14 protein-coding genes and 1 tRNA gene are annotated in these 18,451 nt (G+C 40.6%); 7 read left to right on the top strand and 8 right to left on the bottom strand.

The window, feature by feature from the left end:
- The first annotated feature begins 105 nt into the window (after nt 1-105).
- Both FSB73_RS01455 and FSB73_RS01460 read left to right on the top strand, forming a co-directional pair.
- On the top strand, nt 106-1,299 hold the full coding sequence (locus tag FSB73_RS01455; RefSeq protein WP_146779833.1) for a hypothetical protein: 1,194 nt from the start codon (nt 106-108) through the stop codon (nt 1,297-1,299).
- Nucleotides 1,300-1,337: 38 nt separating this feature from the next.
- Entirely contained in the window at nt 1,338-2,381 is a 1,044-nt protein-coding gene (locus tag FSB73_RS01460) for a hypothetical protein (RefSeq protein ID WP_146779834.1), read from the top strand.
- A gap of 205 nt (nt 2,382-2,586) precedes the next feature.
- On the opposite strand, the gene FSB73_RS01465 is transcribed toward FSB73_RS01460, so the two are convergent.
- Together FSB73_RS01465 and FSB73_RS01470 are read right to left on the bottom strand one after the other, a co-directional pair.
- Nucleotides 2,587-4,089 carry a glycoside hydrolase family 76 protein gene (locus FSB73_RS01465; RefSeq protein ID WP_146779835.1) on the bottom strand — a complete coding sequence of 501 codons (1,503 nt, stop codon included), beginning with the start codon at nt 4,087-4,089 and terminating at the stop codon, nt 2,587-2,589.
- A gap of 286 nt (nt 4,090-4,375) precedes the next feature.
- Nucleotides 4,376-7,414, bottom strand: coding sequence for a glycoside hydrolase family 2 TIM barrel-domain containing protein (locus tag FSB73_RS01470; protein ID WP_225974359.1), 3,039 nt, complete (start codon nt 7,412-7,414; stop codon nt 4,376-4,378).
- 597 nt (nt 7,415-8,011) lie between these two features.
- Between FSB73_RS01470 and FSB73_RS01475 the strand changes: the two genes are divergently transcribed.
- A complete protein-coding gene (locus FSB73_RS01475; protein ID WP_225974360.1) occupies nt 8,012-10,288 on the top strand; it encodes a GH92 family glycosyl hydrolase in 2,277 nt (758 codons plus the stop codon).
- 87 nt (nt 10,289-10,375) lie between these two features.
- Here FSB73_RS01475 and FSB73_RS01480 read toward each other — a convergent pair whose 3' ends face one another.
- The gene (locus tag FSB73_RS01480; protein WP_146779836.1) at nt 10,376-10,882 is read right to left on the bottom strand and encodes a hypothetical protein; all 507 of its coding nucleotides are present in this window, start codon (nt 10,880-10,882) and stop codon (nt 10,376-10,378) included.
- A 20-nt stretch (nt 10,883-10,902) separates the two neighbouring features.
- A complete protein-coding gene (locus tag FSB73_RS01485) occupies nt 10,903-11,682 on the bottom strand; it encodes a (Fe-S)-binding protein (protein WP_146779837.1) in 780 nt (259 codons plus the stop codon).
- Nucleotides 11,683-11,855: 173 nt separating this feature from the next.
- On the opposite strand from FSB73_RS01485, the gene ung reads away from it, so the two are divergent.
- From ung to FSB73_RS01495, 3 genes are all read left to right on the top strand, one after another.
- Nucleotides 11,856-12,380 (top strand): uracil-DNA glycosylase, encoded by a 525-nt coding sequence (gene ung / locus FSB73_RS01490; RefSeq protein ID WP_317132820.1) that lies wholly within the window; start codon nt 11,856-11,858, stop codon nt 12,378-12,380.
- Nucleotides 12,377-12,532, top strand: a complete 156-nt coding sequence (locus tag FSB73_RS27885) for a hypothetical protein (RefSeq protein ID WP_317132821.1) — start codon at nt 12,377-12,379, stop codon at nt 12,530-12,532. The genes ung and FSB73_RS27885 overlap by 4 nt, the downstream gene beginning before the upstream one ends.
- Before the next feature lie 190 nt (nt 12,533-12,722).
- Complete coding sequence (locus FSB73_RS01495; RefSeq protein ID WP_146779838.1) at nt 12,723-13,358, top strand: lysophospholipid acyltransferase family protein; 636 nt, start codon at nt 12,723-12,725, stop codon at nt 13,356-13,358.
- On the opposite strand, the gene ricT is transcribed toward FSB73_RS01495, so the two are convergent.
- The 4 genes from ricT to FSB73_RS01510 form a co-directional block, all read right to left on the bottom strand.
- Complete coding sequence (gene ricT, locus FSB73_RS01500) at nt 13,306-14,679, bottom strand: regulatory iron-sulfur-containing complex subunit RicT (protein ID WP_225974739.1); 1,374 nt, start codon at nt 14,677-14,679, stop codon at nt 13,306-13,308. The two genes, FSB73_RS01495 and ricT, sit on opposite strands and share 53 nt — an antisense overlap.
- A complete protein-coding gene (locus FSB73_RS23675) occupies nt 14,577-15,017 on the bottom strand; it encodes a hypothetical protein (RefSeq protein WP_225974361.1) in 441 nt (146 codons plus the stop codon). Before FSB73_RS23675 ends, ricT begins: the two co-directional genes overlap by 103 nt.
- Nucleotides 15,018-15,256: 239 nt before the next feature.
- Nucleotides 15,257-16,264: a DNA polymerase III subunit gene (locus FSB73_RS01505; RefSeq protein ID WP_225974362.1), complete on the bottom strand. Its 1,008-nt coding sequence runs from the start codon at nt 16,262-16,264 to the stop codon at nt 15,257-15,259.
- A 250-nt stretch (nt 16,265-16,514) separates the two neighbouring features.
- Nucleotides 16,515-16,587 (bottom strand) — tRNA-Gly (locus tag FSB73_RS01510).
- A 261-nt stretch (nt 16,588-16,848) separates the two neighbouring features.
- On the opposite strand from FSB73_RS01510, the gene FSB73_RS01515 reads away from it, so the two are divergent.
- Entirely contained in the window at nt 16,849-18,105 is a 1,257-nt protein-coding gene (locus tag FSB73_RS01515; protein WP_262712455.1) for an RNA-guided endonuclease InsQ/TnpB family protein, read from the top strand.
- Nucleotides 18,106-18,451: the final 346 nt, after the last annotated feature.

An 18,451-nucleotide genomic window follows, 5' to 3' on the forward strand; every position in this document is an offset into this window, starting at 1 on the left:
TTTAGCCGAATAACTCCATAATGCCCCTCTTTTCTTACAAAACACGTATCTTTAAATAGCTAAATAACACCTCTAAATAAATAAACACCTAAAAATTACGAGATCATGCGTAAATTCAATACAGGCTCCGTAATTTCAGTAGTTGCCGTGCCTTTGCTTCTTTTGACAGGTCTCGCCCTGGCGCGTGCGCAAAAGATTCCATTTTCCAGACAGAGCTTCCACAGCAAAGTAGATCAGGCGCAATTATCTGTATGTGCAGCCGATGGCATTAAAGATGATCAGTTCACTCCCTATAAGGATAATAAGGCCTTAAATCAGGTAGCGACGAAGGCAATTAACCAGCAGGTAGATAAGGTACAACAAGCTATTGAAAAGGCTGATTTGGATAACAATAGCAAGATCCGGTTTTTAAGGGGCTTGCAGGAGCTGCTGCAAAACTACAAAACCGCCTATTTAGCCAGGGATATCACAGGTGCCTTACTGGCTAACACCATTAAAGGTTATCAGGACGGCATGGCACTACAAATCAAACAAAGGGATATCAGTCCAATTTTAAAAGCCAATAAACCGGAGGTAGGTACTTTACTTGCCTTTAATTTTGCATTAAAGGACAATGTGGGTAAGGATCATTTTCAATACATCCTGCTGGGCAAAGAGATCCATGCCCATCCACGTAAAGCTTTATATATTCTCAGTCAGAATAATGATTTTCCAGCGACAGATAGCATGGTCAGTGTCATTGCCAGAAAAGATGCCGGTTCTTTATATGATTATGCAGGCTCTACCACCCCTTTGGGTGAAATCATCCGCAAAAGTCAGGATCCATTGGTTAATTTAATTGCCCGCATGGCCACCGCTCATGACGCGTCCGGAAAATTAAGCGGGCCACAGTTAATGCCATTTTTGGATGATATTCTGGCTGGCAAAATTGATTTGGATCAGATTCGTGGGGTTTTGGACAATCAGGTTAAATATTATAAGCTGCTGGTACAAACAGAGATCCATTATGCGGCCATGCTGCAACATAAAGACACCCCTTTAGCCTTGCAGCAAATGCAGGACAGATTACATGCAGTAGGTATCAACACCTTTATCAATAAGGTCAATGGCTTGCATGAAAGATCCAATTCAGTCCGGTATGCCTGTCTGAGACCTCTGTCCGCAATTGACTTGTATTACCTCATTGTTAACAGTGAACTGGAAATCTATACTTCCAGTTATATCAATGGAAAAGATTATGGGATTTATAACCTGCTCTGGCAAAAGCTGGTAAAGGCTTTACCAGCGACAGCCTGCTAACCAGCGTCCACTTTGACAAGTATAAGAAATGGATCAAAATGGCCGCCAACTACAACACTCTGGATGATTTTTTGGGACGGATGGCCCCAGAAAGCGCGCAGCAGCTAATGCTGGCCTTTGTTCGTAATTTAGATAAAGGTGTGGGAAAAGATTCTTTGGAGGACGCCGTAGATGTGGCAGGAAGCTATGCCTCTATTGATGACCCTAAAATGAGCAAACTCGTGGTCCATGAAGTGCAAAACCAGCTGCAGCAAGCCAAAACTGTGGGCAATTCAAAGAAATTTAATATTTATGAGATTCTAAAAACGCTCTTTCTTTCGATGGATCCGAAAAATAAAATTGATCTTTCCACAAGCCTTGGGATAGGGCCTGTGTATTTTATGCCTATCAAGGACCTGGAAGACACCAGTGGCCGTATCATTATCCAACAGTTCACCTACGGCGATGCAGATGGCAACGCAAATTATCGGAACTTTATGAGTGCGGTTAACAGAGCAGGCTGGAAATCCACCTCCAATAAATACTGGTCAACGGTCTCGTCGACCTCCGGCACCCCAATTACAATTTATACCAATAAACCCCTGGATGAACTCCAGGCACTGGATGATAAAGCACAACAGGCACTGGATGATTACCTGATTGAAAAGGATCTACATCCGACCATGGTCCTGCACAGAGGCCATAGTTATTATTTACCAACCACTATTAAACAATTAGTGCCTTCTGCCAGAGTCGTACTTCTGGGTAGCTGCGGGAGCTTTCAATCGCTCAGTGATGTACTAAACAAAGCCCCCGAAGCCCAGATTATCTCCAGTAAGCAAACCGGTGTGGGTAATTTGAATCTTACACTCATCATGGGCATACTCAATACCCTTAAAAAGGGACAGGACCTCAATTGGGTGAAAATGTGGAGTGGTTTTGAAAAGAAACTAAGCAGTGACAACCGATTTGTGGATTATGTACCACCTTATGAAAATTTAGGCGCCGTTTTTTATATGGCTTATCGAAAACTTCAGGAAAGTGAACAGGAAAAGGAAGACAGTATGGAGGCAGATAAAGCAGATATTTCTATCAATAATTAACCAATGATCAATCAACAGCTCAATTATTAGAGCCGCATTAATTCATTGCACCAGTATAGCTATAAAGCCCCCTATATTTTACCTAAACCGGTAATTGCCTGCCAAAAGCACAAGAGGTCCCTTTAAAAAGATGGACCTCTTGTGCTTTGCGGACTAAAGGGCCGTCTACGGACCTTTTTCATTTCATTATATGAGTCACTTTGTTTTACCGGCGAAAAGGCAAACAATTAAATAATAAGGATACTGCAGTTGAGCAGCCAAAGGCAGAGCGTGGTTTCCCTTCCGGTGTCCTGGTTCCCCATTTGGTTTGAATCAGATTGCTGGAATTACGGTTGTTATAGGCAACTTTTGCGTTTAGCAGCATCCAGTCTTTCAAATCATCTTTTTTGAGTTCCATTGTATACATACGCGCATACCTGGCCCAAATGCCTTTAAAACCTGGTAAATCATTACCATTATCTTCAGTATTTATAACCTGGCCGTTAAACATGCTATCCCTGGTATACCTGGCAATGTTTTCCGCTTCCTGAAGATAGCTTTTTTCCTTTGTATACTGATACAGCATAGTTGCAGCTCCCAGGTAAGTACCTTGATTGTAGGTGGAACTCCAATAACTGGTTTTGATATTCCCCTGCCTGTCAAAGTCAATTGCATCATTGACTTTCCCGGTCTTTGCATTCAATAGATATAGTTTTGACCAGGAATATAAGGCAATGGCTTTATTGTAATAAGTGCTGTCTCCGGTAGCTCGGGCCAAATAACAACAGGCTACAATAGCAGGACCATTAATACAGGCATTCTTGGACGTTTTGGTTTCATACCAGATCAATCCGCCACCATAAGTATTGGTAAAAGCCCTGGCGTACATCTTATCAAACTGATCTTTTGCCTTTTCTAAATACGTTTTATTGCCTCCCAGCAGATATCCTCGGACACTAAATAGTACAGCCCAGGTGATATCATCATTATAATTATTATACATCCAATCTTCCTTATTATGACCTATAAAATTAGTATACATAGTATCAAAAAGATGTATATATTTTTCATTTTTTGTCACCTCAAAGGCGTCCAGTAATACCTCCATCATCTCCGCTTTATCCCAGAATCCTTTACGACTTTGAACATTATAGGTCTTATACCACGCATCAAAAATCTTATCTGCTATTGCAGCAGTAGGTGGGGCGTCTTGTGAAGATTGCTTTTCTAATTTCCATTTCTCAGCATCCTGCCGGGAAAAGTCAGAGACTGTTAAACTGCCCGCGTCACTATCGCCATTTGCGCTCACGCCCATGGCTAGTTTTGCCCCTTCAGGCTGTAAATAATAATACCCCTTGCCGGCTTTTTTAAGTTGCCATTTGCTCCCATTATTATTGACGTCCTTTTGCTGATCTACCTGCAATACTGAAGACCCGGAATGACCAGCCAGATGTAAAAGCAGACCGCTTGCGACATTTGTAAAGGTATACACATTGCTCCCTAGTTCCCTGACAACCCACCGCTGCGCAGCTGATCCCGTATTTGCGCAGTCATCTACCAGCGCACCTTCAACCATGGCGGAATTCCTTACGTCTACCACCTTACTATTTGCCTTAGATACTAGACTATAAATATCCCCTGAATGTATCGAGCGGGACTGTCCAACTGCCAAATGCGGTTGAAGGAGTAGAAATAAACAACTGATAAACAACAAGTTTAATAACTTCATAATTAGAGAAACTTAAATTAATAAGACAGTGCATTTGTAATGGAATACTTTTTAATTAAGCAAAACATCGAAAACGGGCTATTTAGAAACGCTGGTAATATTTAGTTCTAACGGAAAGAAAATATGATTCAAATCGCTATCTATTCCAATAAATCGAAAAGAGAAGACATTCAATAAATCTTTACCAAAACCTGAAATAAATTAGCACCATTATATTGTTTGCATATCCAAGAATAAAACTCCGCCACTAAATAATTAGAGGCGGAGTTCCATTTTGACATCCCACCTATTTGCTTAACAAATCAATTTCATAACTGAAATTGGTATCTTTTGAATGCACGACGAATTGCGGTAATGGACGCGGTCCACAACCATATGAACCCACACCTAACGTTTTTTTAGACACGCATAAAACAGTTGCATCTGGCGTAGGCAGATCAATTTTATATTCAACCGGCTGCATTTGCTCATCGCTGTAAGGCAAAGCAGATACTTGTAAATGATTCGTTTCAAGTTCACGAACTTCTATACCTGAGCCACTTGCACCAGTTACCTTCGCCCAACGTACATCTTCATGATTGCCGCATTCCATTGGCTTCTCATACCCTGTCATCTGTGCCATAACAGTGCTAGCGAAATTGCCCACATCCGAGCCTCTTTTTCGATCCGCATAATTTTCCATAGGACCTCGACCCAGATAATTAAATTCATTTAAATCCTTATTTAAAAACAATCTAACCCCTAATCTGGCTAATACAACATTTTGATCACTGAATTTTATATCATTGTCAGATTTAATGACTCCATTGCCATTTACCGTATAGATTACATGCTGATGTACAACGAAGTTATTTCTGCCATTTCCGGTCAATTGTGCATCAATCTTGATGACATTATCTTTCACTTGTTTGACAGTCACCTTGTCAGCGTTCCACCTCATATGATTGAGTCCGTTTTTCTCCCAGTCAGGATAGGCCCACATATCATCTTTGCGATGTGGAGCTCTCCACAAATGCAACATTGGTCCTCCATTGTCTTTTAATAATTGTTGACCACCGCGCTGCATCTGTGAGAAAGTACCTGGTTTCTTATCAAAGACAACCGAAAAACCTGCTCCTTTGATCTTAATATTATTTTGATCATCCTGTAAGGTCAAAGCAGCACCCAGGTCCTGTGTGGGAGCGGCTTCTGGTGTTCCTAACTCGAACTGCTGTTCAGCGACTTCAAAACCTTTTTTGGCCCAAAGCTGATTATCCGACAAATCAAAGGAAATCCTTAAAAAGTATTCCGCTCCAGGTTTGGGATTGACTGAATAAGGTACTTTGATCACTTTGTCTTGTCCAGGAGCAATACTACCTACTTTTAATGGTCCTGAAGCAATGGTTTTACCATTTTCACTCAACAGCCACTTGGCGGTCAAGCTGTCCAAATTGGTAAACTGATATCTGTTTTTGACGGTAAATTCTTTTTTCTGACGGTCTTTTTCTGTAATGGTTATCCATTGGTAGGCATGTTTCAACTCAGGATAATGCGGTTTTAAAGTACGGTCAGAAAACACTACACCTTTGTGTATAAAGTAACGGTCATTTGGAACATCTCCAAATCCACCGCCATAGGCTGTAATATGATGATTAGGATCACGATCATTATAAATACCTTGATCCTGCCATTCCCATATTGCGCCGCCTAATAAGGAAGGGTATTTATCAAAGAGATCATTATATATCGCTACTGCACCCATGGAATTAAACATAGCGTGCGCATATTCACACAAATAGAAAGGTTTGGTCAAAGTAGAATCTTTTGCATGCTTTTCTAGATCTCCCACACCAGTATACATTTCACTATCTATATCAGCAGGATTATTTTTACCAATTCCAAACCCTTGATAATGCGTCGGTCTGGTTGGATCAATATCTCTGATGGCTTTCAAAATAGCCCTAAAATTGCTCCCTCCGCTCCCACATTCGTTCCCTAAGGACCAAATAATAACTGAAGGGTGATTTTTAAAATTCTCAACATTAGCCACATTGCGATCTATTAATGCAGCTTTTACTCGGGGATCTTCATTAAACTCATCCCAAGATCCGTGACTTTCCAAATTTGCTTCAGCTACTAAATAAATACCATATTCATCACATAGTTCGTACCATCTGGGATCATCAGAATAGTGACAGGTTCTTACGTGATTACAATTCGCTTGCTTGATGAGTAGTATATCCTTGACCATCTGATCTTCTGTAATGGCATGTCCATCATCAGGCCAGTTTTCATGGCGGTTAACCCCTTTCAATTTAATTGGAACACCGTTAACCAAAAATAACCGACCCTTTATTTCAATCTTTCTAAAGCCCGTACGGGAGGAGATGGTTTCTTTTACTTCACTTCCTTCCTTCAAAGTCAAAACGGTCGTATATAATTTAGGCGTCTCGGCTGTCCACTTTTCTGGCTTTTTAACATCAAAGGAAGTTGACAGTTTTACTTCCTGGCCTGGAGCCAAAGAAGGAATATTAACTGTAGCACTCGCACCCTTTACTTCTTTATTCCCATCATATAAAACAGCTTTTAACTGTCTTGCTGGAATAGTCTCAGTTCCAAAGTTTTTTACCTTAGTAGCCACTTTTACCACTGCATTTTTATATTCTTTATCCAGGTCTGTTTTGATGAAAAAATCCCTAATATGTTCCTGCGGGCTGCTCCATAGGGTAACATTTCTGTAAATACCGCTTAATTTCCACATATCCTGATCCTCCATGTAGCTTCCCGTGGTAAACCGGTAAACTTCAACTGCGATCATATTTTTGCCAGGATGGACATATTTGGTTAAATCAAATTCGGCCGCATTGCGGCTGTTCACACTGTAACCAACTTTTTGTCCATTGACCCAAAGAAAAAAGCCCGCATCCACGCCATCAAAGGTTACAAATATCCTTCTTCCATTCCAGTTTGCAGGAATTTCAAAATCTCGTCTGTAACTTCCTACAGGATCCCTTTGTTCATAAGTTGTATAACTCACGGGCGGCGTGCTCATTACCCTAGGAAAGTCCTTTTTAAAGATATAAGTGAAGTTGCTATAATCTGGTGTCCCATATCCTTTTAATCCCCAATTGGAAGGCACAGCAATATTATCCCATTTGGATACATCATAATCTGGTTTATAGAAATTTTCCGGGCGCATCTGTGGCCAGGAAGCCCAATTAAACTTCCAGGTACCATTTAAACTAATAGCAAAAGAAGATTTACGTCTATTAGCGACTAATGCTTCTTTTGTGATGCATATGGCATTAATGTCGCATGATAAGGTTCTTTGTTGATCCCCAGGCATTCAGGATCTTGGATTTCCTTGGGCACAAATGCGGTGTCTGTTTTGGAAAACAAATGGCTCTTTGAGCCTGATTGACCAAAACTTAATTGACAAATTAAGGCCAATAAAAGTGCAGTTATCAACCGACCCAATTGAACCTTATTTGAGGGCATGTGCATTATTTGATTTTGTTTAGATGAAGATCTTTTTAAAAACATAATGATGGATGTTGTATACTGAAAAAATGCCAAATCATAAACTTCTTTAATGCAAACCTTTGCATTAAAGAAGTTTTAAAGATACTCAATATGTCCCCCTACAATTGACCGACCGCTACTCTTTGCTATTTTTTCCCATTTCGTTAACAATGACCTGGTATAATTCATTGCGTGTTGCTGACAGCCTGTATTTCAGGCTTTGTCTAGTTTTAGGTTAATCGAAGTGAAAATAAAAATACATTAGGCCAATAGAGGTTAGCCTATATAAAGGGTACACATAAAAGAACAGTACGACAATTCAGTGCAGGTTTGATAAGAAAAAACAGAAGAAGATTTAATATAGCAAGAGAATTGCATTTTCCATTGACCATAATTATTGATATAACGATCCATTCCAGATTTGACCTCAACACAAAATAAAAATGAAAAATCCCCCTATATCATTTACTTTCTTTTCATAATTACCGCATTATCCTGTCGTCAGCCAGGTCTGCATTTAACTAAATACGTAAATCCATTATTAGGTACTACTGCACTTACTGACTCCGCAGAACTTGGTTATAATCCTCCTTGGCGAACCTGGAACGGCCTCACTGGTCCAGCAGCAACAGTACCATTCGCTATGGTTCAGGTCGTGCCTGTTACTACTTATGGCAGTGGTAGCGGCTATGAATATGAAGTAAATACCATCAAAGCCTTCGCCCAAACGAGCGGCACAGATTGGGGACAACTTAATATTCCTATTATGCCGCTAGAAGGCAATAATTTTACGGCAGATGATTTCGCATCCAAATATAGCCATTCCAACGAATCAGCCCACCCGGGCTATTATAGCGTGGTATTGGATCGCTACCATATCAAAGCTGAACTAACGGCCACTAAAAGATGCGCCTTTCATAAATATACTTACTTGGATGGCCAGGATAAAAAACTCGCTTTCGACCTTGTTCATTCAGGAGGAGGCAGTAGCATCTGGAAATTTAATAAAACGGGGGATAATATTGTGACGGGTAGGCAGGGAGGCTTGTATTTTTATGCCGTCACTAATCTTAAGATTGATAGTTTTAATATTTACAAACGTAATCCAACCCAGCCAGATATTCCACGTAGCGGCCAAGGCGCAGGTGGTCAGCATAAACTAACAGGCGATATTGATATCCCAGTTGTTAGTTTTGAAAAATCAAATAAACCCTTAGAAGTCAAAATAGGCATTTCCAGAGTAAGTCCTGAAGGAGCAAAGCTCAATTATACGACAGAAATCGCCAACAAAAGCTTCTCCGAAGTGTACAAAAATGCTGACAATAGCTGGGAAAAGCTACTTGATAAGGTAAAAGTGACAGGTGGCACCGAAAGACAAAAGATGCTCTTCTATTCCTGTCTTTACCGCCAATTCTGGTACCCAAGTATCACCAGTGATGCGGACGGCAAAACAGCTATTTACCACCGAAGCAGAAGAGAGCCAGGTAATCATTCTAAGCCTTCCATTGAAAAACAAGATACAATCCCAGGATTTGATACATACTCAAGTCCTGCTTTTTGGGACGTTTTTCGCACGCAGCTTGTAATGCTTGATATGGTATTGCCTAAAGTCAGTAACGACATCATCAAATCCCTTATTCTGACCGGTGAACATTCAGGCGGCTTTCTGCCCACCTCCTTTCATGGAGATTTTGCTTCTTCTTTTATCACGGGTGCTTATCTGCGTGGCATTAAGGACTATGATGTCAAAAAAGCCTATCAGCTCATGCTAGATAATGCCAATACGCCAACGGGTGAAGGGGTGCGCGGTCCCAGACCTCACAACGGCCAGTATCTTAAATTAGGCTACGTTCCTGAAGCCAATATTCTTAATCCGGTAACAGAGACTGTATCCACTGCAGGAACTACCAAAACGCTTGAATTTGCTTATTCGGATTATTCTATCGCACTTATGGCAAAGGCATTAGGAGACTCTTCAACGTATAAATCAATGTTGAAGCGCAGTCAAAACTATAAAAATGTGTTTGATCCCGAGACTGAGCTGATGCGAGGCCGTCTGGCCGACGGCTCCTGGTATGCCCCGTTTGATCCGGGATACCCTTATTACGAATTCATGTACCGGGAGGCAAACGCCTGGCAGGCTTCCTTTTTTGTACCACAGGACACCAAAGGCCTAATTTCACTCTTTAAAAGTCCTGCAGATTTTGAACGTAAAGTCGACTCCCTATTCACCATTCCCTGGGGCGGATATGCCAAGGATAATCTATCCTGCTTTCTAGGACAGTTCTGTATGGGCAATCAGCCGGACTTTAACTATCCCTATCTTTATTACTTTGTAAATAAGCCAGAAAAATCCCAGGCAATTCTCTCCAAACTATTGTCAGATTATTTCGGGATGGGCCCAGAAGGCCTTGCCCTTCCGGGAATGGATGACCACGGTTCTCTAACAGGCTGGTATGTCTTTAATGCGATGGGCATCTATCCTTATTCTCCTGCAGATCCACAATATATTGTATCAGTGCCTATATTTGACAAAATCGAAATAAAACTTGGCAACGGGAAAACCTTTACCATCAATAAAAAAGGCAGTGGCAAAAATATCGATCACCTTACTATTGGGGGCAAACCCTTAAACGATTGGTTTGTCAATTATAAGGACATGTCTAAAGGGGAAGCCCTAAACATTTTCACTAAGTAGCACAAATTGCCCATTAGGTAAAGGATTAAAAGCGGCTCGCTCAGTGGACCAATAGCATTCTTAATTGATAAATTAGCACCAATACAATTAACCTAATTGCAATCTGGACGCAAGCCAGCTATCCTTAATAGGAACCAGCCATTTTTCTGTCCAGTCTTTTTTATTGGCCACCAGATTATTAAAATAAAGTGTTTCCTTGGTAAGAAACCCTTGACTAATTGCATAATCCAATTGATTCATGGGCAATAGCTGCACCTGGTCTTTTATAATAAAGGCCAGCAGTTGCCTGTCAAAAAACTGTACCCCAAATTTCTTTTCCAACTGTTTTACAAACCGGATAGAGCTATCGGTACTGCAACCACTAATCGGCCCCCCCGTTTCATCGGCCATAATAACCAAAAACTGACCAAAGAATAAGTTGATATAGGCACTATTGGCTCTTCCGTGGGTATTCCAGTCTGCGGCAAATACCTGGATATCATTCTCAAGTTCCAGTGCTTCGGATATGGTCAGCTTTCTGCTACTCTGGTAAATCCACACCTTGGAACTTTCGGGGAAAGTAACAGGGATATGTTGTATATAGTTTACATCCATCTTCTTCGTAATCTTAATAGCTAATTTAATGATTCTGCAATCAGCTCGGCAATGTCTTTTACGATGACATTTTCTTCCTGTTGCTTACTTTTAATGCCATCCACCATCATCGTATTGCAAAATGGACAAGCGGATGCCACAATACTCGCCTCTGTTTCAAGGGCCTGTTCTGCCCGGGCAATATTAATACGTTTATCGCCTTTCTCCTCCTCCTTAAACATTTGCGCACCACCGGCACCGCAACACATGCCTTTGCTGCGACAGTTTTTCATTTCTACCAGTTCAGCATCCAGGGCTTCCAGTACTTTTCTGGGTGCTTCATAAATATTATTGGCTCTGCCTAAATAGCAACTATCGTGGTAAGTTATTTTTTTTCCTTTAAAATTGCCACCCTCTTTTAGTACTATACGGCCCTCATCTAGGAGTTGTTGTAAAAATACACTGTGATGGATGACTTCATAATGACCACCTAATGCGGGATATTCATTTTTAAGGATATTAAAACAATGGGGACAGGTCGTTACAATTTTCTTTACTTGATATCCATTGAGTATCTGGATATTTCCATAAGCCATCATCTGAAACAGGAATTCATTGCCAGCCCTTCTGGCAGGATCCCCTGTACAGCTTTCTTCTTTGCCAAGCACTGCATATTTGATACCTGTCTTATTTAATATTGTTGCAAATGCTCTGGTGATATTTTGTGCACGCTGATCAAAGCTACCCGCACATCCAACCCAGAAAAGAACTTCCGGTGTCTCACTATTCATCACCATTTCTGCCATTGTAGGAACCTGCATGCAGTAGACGTATTAAAAGTTTTTTGTTAATGATTCTAATACCGCAAATGTACGGCTAATTTGTTAAATACTGGGTGTCATAGGGGGAAGTGCCCGCATAGCAAAATGTAAATATTAAAGGGATTCTGGCACTTGAGCCCCATTTTAATCTGTGAATTACCTACTTTTGGAATATGAATGTACAGATCGCCCCTAGCTGGAAAAAAGTATTACAATCAGAATTTGATAAGCCCTATTTTACAGGGATTGTGGATTTCTTAAAAGCAGAAAAGGAACTTAAAAGAACCATCTACCCTTCAGGGCCACTCATTTTCAATGCTTTTGAACAAACACCTTTTGAAAACGTCAAGGTGGTGATCCTGGGTCAGGATCCCTATCATGGACCAGGACAAGCGCATGGACTTGCTTTTTCGGTCAATAAAGGGATTGCCCTTCCCCCCTCTCTTAAAAACATTTTTAAAGAACTGGCAACAGACATCGGCCTTCCAATGCCTAGTCATGGAAATTTGACCTCTTGGGCCAAACAGGGCGTGTTGCTATTAAATGCAACACTTACGGTAAGAGCTGCTGAGGCAAATAGCCATGCTAAAATTGGTTGGATGGAGTTTACAGATGCAGTGATCTCTAAAATTGCAGCAGTGCATTCAGGTGTGATTTTTATCCTCTGGGGCGGTTTGCACAGCAAAAAGAGCTATTGATCAATCCTACCAAGCATCATATTTTAAAATCAGCTCACCCTTCTCCACTGAGTGCCTTTAATGGCTTTTTTGGCTGCCAGCACTTTAGCAAGACCAATGCACTGCTCGTGCAGCAAAAAAAGGATCCCATTGACTGGAGCCTCGGGGATTAAATATGGTCGGTAACTTCCCAACCCAGGACCTTATAAAAATGGCTCACACATAAATAACCAAACCCAGCGAATTGAAACCCTCTAAAAAAATAAAAATTCTATTCAAAAATATATTCGGCCGTATCTGGGCTGGCTGGGCATTGATTGTATTTTTTGTCACAATGCTCCCCTGTCTGGTCATTATGAGTAGATGTGCCTGGTTAAAAGACCCCAAAAAAGCTGGCTGGCAACAGGCAGTCTCCAGGGTCTGGATGACCGTTTTTTTGTCCTTACGGGATTGAGAAGAAAGATGATTCAAAAAGAGCACTACCAAAAAGGGCAGAATTATATTGTGGTCTGCAATCATAATAGTTTCCTGGACGTTATGGTCACCAATCCATTCCTGCCTAATCCTTCCAAGACCATCGCCAAAAAAAGTATGGCTTCTGTTCCATTATTTGGCTGGATTTATAGATGGGGATCCGTCCTGGTGGATAGAAATAGTGATGAGAGCAGGCGCAAGAGCTACCTGGAAATGAAAAAAGTTTTGGCCAATGGCATGGATATGTTATTGTTCCCGGAAGGCACCCGAAATAAAACCCAACAACCACTGGGCAAATTTCAAAGCGGAGCGTTCCGGTTGGCTATTGAAACGGGCAAACCGATCATACCGGTGGTTATCATAGGTACAAAAAAAATGATGCCGGCCAGCAAGTCATTTTACTTACTGCCCGGCACCATCGAATTACATTTTTTACCACCAGTGGATCCGACTGGCCTGACGCATATTCAACTCAGCCGCCAGATTTTTGAATCCATGTGGAACTATTACGAAGCCAATTATTAACGCTGCGCTGGTGGCGTTGAACTTCCTGGGGATTATTATTGGTACTCGAACCGTTACCTCCTTGGTTTTCACCTCTATTGCCCTGCCCATCCCGGTTATCTCGGTCTCGTCTTGGTTTATTAGGTTTTCGGCCGTCGGGTCTGTTACCCTGCGGTTGCCTGTCCCTGGGATCGTTTGATCCTTTGGTTTGAGGTCCCTTATTTGGACCGGCTCCATTATTTCCACGATTCTGACCTCGGTTCTTGTTCTGACTCTGATTCTGATTCTGACCTTGATTTTGACCTTGATTTGTAGCATTTCTGGAACTTTGTCCATTGCCACTGCGGTCGCGGTCTTTTTGTTGCGGTCCCTGTGCATTTTGACCAGGGTTGTTCTGTCCTTTATTATTTCCGCGGTTATTTCTACTTGTCCGATCCCGTTCTGGTCTATCAGGCCGATCACTTCTACCTTTGGTACGCTGATTTTCTCCGCCACCTATAGCGCCACCCTGTGTTTGTTGATCTGATGGACTACCTGAGCGGCTACCGCGACTTCGGTCTCCACGCTCATTTCGGCTTTTATTCTTACGTTTTTTGTCACTACGTTCCAAAGAACGAAGACTGATTTGCCCCACAACATCTACGAAACTAGGCTCGACTTCCTGGATTTTGCCTACCAATTCAACAGCTTCCAGATTTTCAGGACGTTCTCCTTCTGCATTTAAGCGCAGGATTTCCTGCACTCTTTTAAGCGTCAGTGGATATTGTTTATTGCTGTCCGGTAAGGTGTACCACATTAAGTCCTTAAATATATCCTTTTTCACCAGTGTGGCTCTGCCACGCTGGATCTCCAGTTTATCTGCATTATTTGGAAAATGCTGTAAGGCATCTAAATAAGTATCCAGTTCGTAATTCAGGCAGCATTTTAAACGGCCACACTGACCACTAAGTTTAGTCTGGTTAATACTCAGATTCTGGTACCTGGCTGCTGTGGTATTAACGCTCTTAAAGTCTGTCAGCCAAGTGCTACAACAAAGTTCCCTACCACAACTACCAATACCGCCCACTTTACCTGCTTCCTGACGGATGCCGATCTGGCGCATTTCTACTTTTACTTTGAATTCTGAGGCATAGGCCTTGATCATTTCTCTAAAATCGACCCTATCATCAGCAGTATAAAAGAAGGTGGCTTTTTTGCCATCTGCCTGGATTTCTACTTCAGAGAGTTTCATGGCTAGTTTTAGATCCCTGGCAATCTCACGAGAACGCATGAGTACTTGTTGTTCCCTGGCTTTACTTTGTTTAAAGAGTTCGATATCCCGATCGCTACTGCGTCGCAGTATTTTTTGATATCCGGACTGAACTCTTTAACGCCTTTTTTCTTCATCTGTACCCGGACTAGTTCTCCGGTCAGACTGATTTCTCCCACATCAAAGCCGCTTACGCCCTCTATGGTTACGTATTCGCCTTTTTCAAAATGCTGGAGTGAATTATTTCTGAAGAAATCTTTGCGACTTCCGTTCTTAAAACTTAATTCAACTATTTTACAGCTGCTTTCCTCATCACTCATTGGTAGGTTCATTAACCAATCATGTACATTCAACCGGTTACAACTTCCCGTACTACAACCGCCATTGCTTTTGCAGCCATTTGGCTTTGTGCCACAACTTCCACAACCCATGTTCGTTTATGTTTGACATTACCTGTTTCATTATTATGTTCAGATAACGGATGATTAAAATTGTTAATATATATATAGAATCAGCGAAACAAACCAGAAAACATTTGTTAGCTAACCAGCCAAAATTAATGATTTCTGTTTAATTATATGCCTTAGTTTAATACTAAGTGCATGAAACAGCATTTTGGGGTTAGCGTTTCGCTCAATATAGTAGGCGGCCTTATCTAATTCCTCCACAATTACCTCCTGCTGACTAACAGAGGCGACCTTGTTGAGTTTAATGCAAAATCCCGGTCTTTTTCAGAAATCGGGAACCCTTCAGGACCCAGAATTCTAAGCCGGATGCTTTGGCCTAATAGATGATTAAAATAAAATAAGAATTGCTTTTGGTTCTCCCTTCCCAGTTTGGCCACATCTTCTATCCACTTGACCAGCACGATATTACCTCCCTGGAGAATGGCATTCAGCCAGTCTCTGAGATAAGACTGCCAGTCTTCCTCATTATGGCCTGCCAGGTGGATGGCCTCTCTATAATTACCATTTGAGAGCGCAGCTACCTGAAGTGCCTGATCAGCAGAGAGATTTGCCTTTTGTTCCAAGGCTGTGGCTACTTCCAGATTATCCAATACAGGAATTTTAACCAGCTGTGTACGGCTCAAAATAGTACCTAGTACTTTCTCCTCATTTTCTGCCACCAGAATAAAAAGTGTTTTTTCGGGTGGTTCTTCAATGAGTTTCAGTAGTTTATTACCTGCAACACCTAAATACTCCGGCATCCAGAGGATCAGGATTTTGTATTCTGCTTCATAGCTCTTAAGCGCTAATTGGCGAAAGATATCATTGCACTCTTCTGTAGTAATATTACCTTGTTTATTTTCAGCCTGAATGGACTGCAACCAGTCGTATACATTCCCATAGGGAAGTCCCTTTATAAATTCCCGCCATTCCGGCAGATAATCTGAGCTTATGGGTTTATCTCCTGATTTTTTAGGGATTACCGGAAAAGAATAATGAATATCTGGATGAATCAGCCCTGCGGCCTTTTTACAGGCCGGGCAAACGCCACAGGATTCACCTTCAGTTTTGTTTTCACAAAGGATATATTGTGCAAAGGCCATAGCCAGTGGCAGTGCCCCTGTTCCTTCCTTTCCCAAAAAAAACAGCGCATGGCTTAATCTACTGCGATTAACCATCTCCACCAACTGCTTTTTAGTGGCCTCTTGCCCGATTATATCCTTGAATTGCATTTGCCAGCGAAGATAAGGGCTATTTATCAATTATGAAACATGGAGTTATCCACGACCATGCAGCAGAAAGGTTTAGGGTGGATCAGCAACAATTTGACTTTAAGAACAAAAGAATCACTCTTCTATCATTTATATTTTTGAAAAACTTAAAGTAAATGAGATTTTCAAAAATGACCAGGGCTAAAGCAAAATCCAGTGGTTGGTTCCAATATGGAACTAACCACCGGATTTTGCTTTAAAATAATTTAAGAGCGGAAGACGAGATTCGAACTCGCGACCTCAACCTTGGGAAGGTGGAGCTCTACCAACTGAGCTACTTCCGCTTATATATTATTTTAAAATACAATAACTAATTAATTCAGGAGCTTTTAACTCCTTTTTTTTAAATCAGGACACAAATGTAATAGAATTTTTGATTCAACAATAAAAGAAACCTAAGGATTCCTAAATAAACAACTGAAAAAACAGCAACTTGAGTATTGCTAATATTTTTGACAACAACTATAAAAATCGCGTCCAAAATTGTCCCTCTTTTAAAATTGAAATTTGTTTTTTTGTCCTTCTAAAAAATAGTCAGAGCAACTATGCATTTTAAATCTTATAAAGTCCGATTGGAGCCAAACAATAGGCAACGCTCCCAATTTGCGCAACACGCAGGTGTTGCAAGGCATGCCTATAATGCTGGACTAAACTATTGCATTGCTAGCTATGACAAAGAGAAAAAAACACCTTCGGCTATTACTATGCATAAATGGCTGGTAGCCGAAGTGAAATCTAAATTTCCTTGGTACTATAAAGCATCCAAATTCTCTTCCCAACAAGCCCTGAGAAATCTGGAAGTCAGTTTTAAAAATTTCCACCGGTATCAAAAAAAGTATGGTTATAAAAATTACCGTTTTAAAATCGTTAATGGCAAAAAAACGATAGTCGGCCTAAAGGGGCTTCCAAAATTTAAAAAGAAAGGCAGTAATGATCGTTTCTATTTGGAAGGGAAAATTCTTATAGAAAAAAACAAGATAAAACTACCAAAAATTGGTCGGGTCAAACTTTCTGAAGCGGTGCCAGTCGATGAAATCAAAAATTGCACTATCAGCAAAATAGCAGACCATTGGTATCTGGCCTTTAAAACTGAAGTCCAAACTAATCACACAGAAAAAAAACACCAGGCTGTTGGTGTAGATCTGGGAGTTAAGCAGCTTGCGGTACTTAGTAATGGTGAAACATTTGAAAACTTAAAACCTTATAAGAATGCAAAACTAAAAATAAGAAGAGATCAAAAAGCGGTTGCACGCAAATTTATGAAAGGCGCTGAAAACCAAAGCGCCAATTATAAAAAAAGTTGTCTAAAATTGGCAAAAACGCATAACAGAGTAGCCAATATCAGGATAAACAATATACATAAAATCACCAGTTACCTGGCCAAAAATTTCGAGTCTGTTACAATAGAGAACCTTAGGGTTCAGAATATGAGTAAAAATCATAAACTGGCATCCGCCATTCTTGATGGTGGCTTCTATGAATTTAAACGACAATTACTCTATAAAAAATCATGGTATGGTGGCAAGGTAATTATAGCAAACAGCTTTTTTGCAAGCAGCAAAACTTGTTCAAATTGTGGCGCAATCAAAAAAGAACTTACCCTTGATCAAAGGGTATACAATTGTAATTATTGTCATTATAGGCAAGACAGAGATTTAAACGCCGCAATAAATTTAGAAAATTTGGAGGTGAGTTCCACCTTGACAGCCTTTGGAGATGAGAGTTCAGCAGATAGTTTCAAACCTACTGCTCAGCTTGTCGATGAATTAGGAAGGAAACATCAAGTATTTAATTTTGAGTAAGTTTTCCAGGACAGAAGTTTGAGCTCTACCAACTGAGCTACTTCCGCTTATATATTATTTAAACTAAAATAATTAATTAATTCAGGAGCTTTTTACTCCCTTATTTAATCAGGACACAAATGTAATAGAATTTTTGATTCAACAAAAAAGGAACCTAAGGATTCCTAAATAAGCAACTAATAAAACAGCAACTTGAGTATTGCTAATATTTTTGACAACAACTATAAAAATCACGTCCAAAATAGTCCCTCTTTTAAAATTGAAATTTGTTTTTTTGCATGAGTCATATAAAAAGCCATTTGAGGACAATTATTATACACCGAATTTGTACATATTTAAAAACATA

The organism is Arachidicoccus ginsenosidivorans, from assembly GCF_007971385.1.
Taxonomy (GTDB): domain Bacteria; phylum Bacteroidota; class Bacteroidia; order Chitinophagales; family Chitinophagaceae; genus Arachidicoccus; species Arachidicoccus ginsenosidivorans.

Coding starts and splice junctions, on each gene's coding strand:
- FSB73_RS01455 (WP_146779833.1), top strand. CDS start 106: ATGCGTAAATTCAATACAGGCTCCGTAATTTCAGTAGTTGCCGTGCCT.
- FSB73_RS01460 (WP_146779834.1), top strand. CDS start 1,338: ATGGCCGCCAACTACAACACTCTGGATGATTTTTTGGGACGGATGGCC.
- FSB73_RS01465 (WP_146779835.1), bottom strand. CDS start 4,089: ATGAAGTTATTAAACTTGTTGTTTATCAGTTGTTTATTTCTACTCCTT.
- FSB73_RS01470 (WP_225974359.1), bottom strand. CDS start 7,414: ATGCCTGGGGATCAACAAAGAACCTTATCATGCGACATTAATGCCATA.
- FSB73_RS01480 (WP_146779836.1), bottom strand. CDS start 10,882: ATGGATGTAAACTATATACAACATATCCCTGTTACTTTCCCCGAAAGT.
- FSB73_RS01485 (WP_146779837.1), bottom strand. CDS start 11,682: ATGCAGGTTCCTACAATGGCAGAAATGGTGATGAATAGTGAGACACCG.
- ung (WP_317132820.1), top strand. CDS start 11,856: ATGAATGTACAGATCGCCCCTAGCTGGAAAAAAGTATTACAATCAGAA.
- FSB73_RS01495 (WP_146779838.1), top strand. CDS start 12,723: ATGTGCCTGGTTAAAAGACCCCAAAAAAGCTGGCTGGCAACAGGCAGT.
- FSB73_RS23675 (WP_225974361.1), bottom strand. CDS start 15,017: ATGGGTTGTGGAAGTTGTGGCACAAAGCCAAATGGCTGCAAAAGCAAT.
- FSB73_RS01505 (WP_225974362.1), bottom strand. CDS start 16,264: ATGCAATTCAAGGATATAATCGGGCAAGAGGCCACTAAAAAGCAGTTG.
- FSB73_RS01515 (WP_262712455.1), top strand. CDS start 16,849: ATGCATTTTAAATCTTATAAAGTCCGATTGGAGCCAAACAATAGGCAA.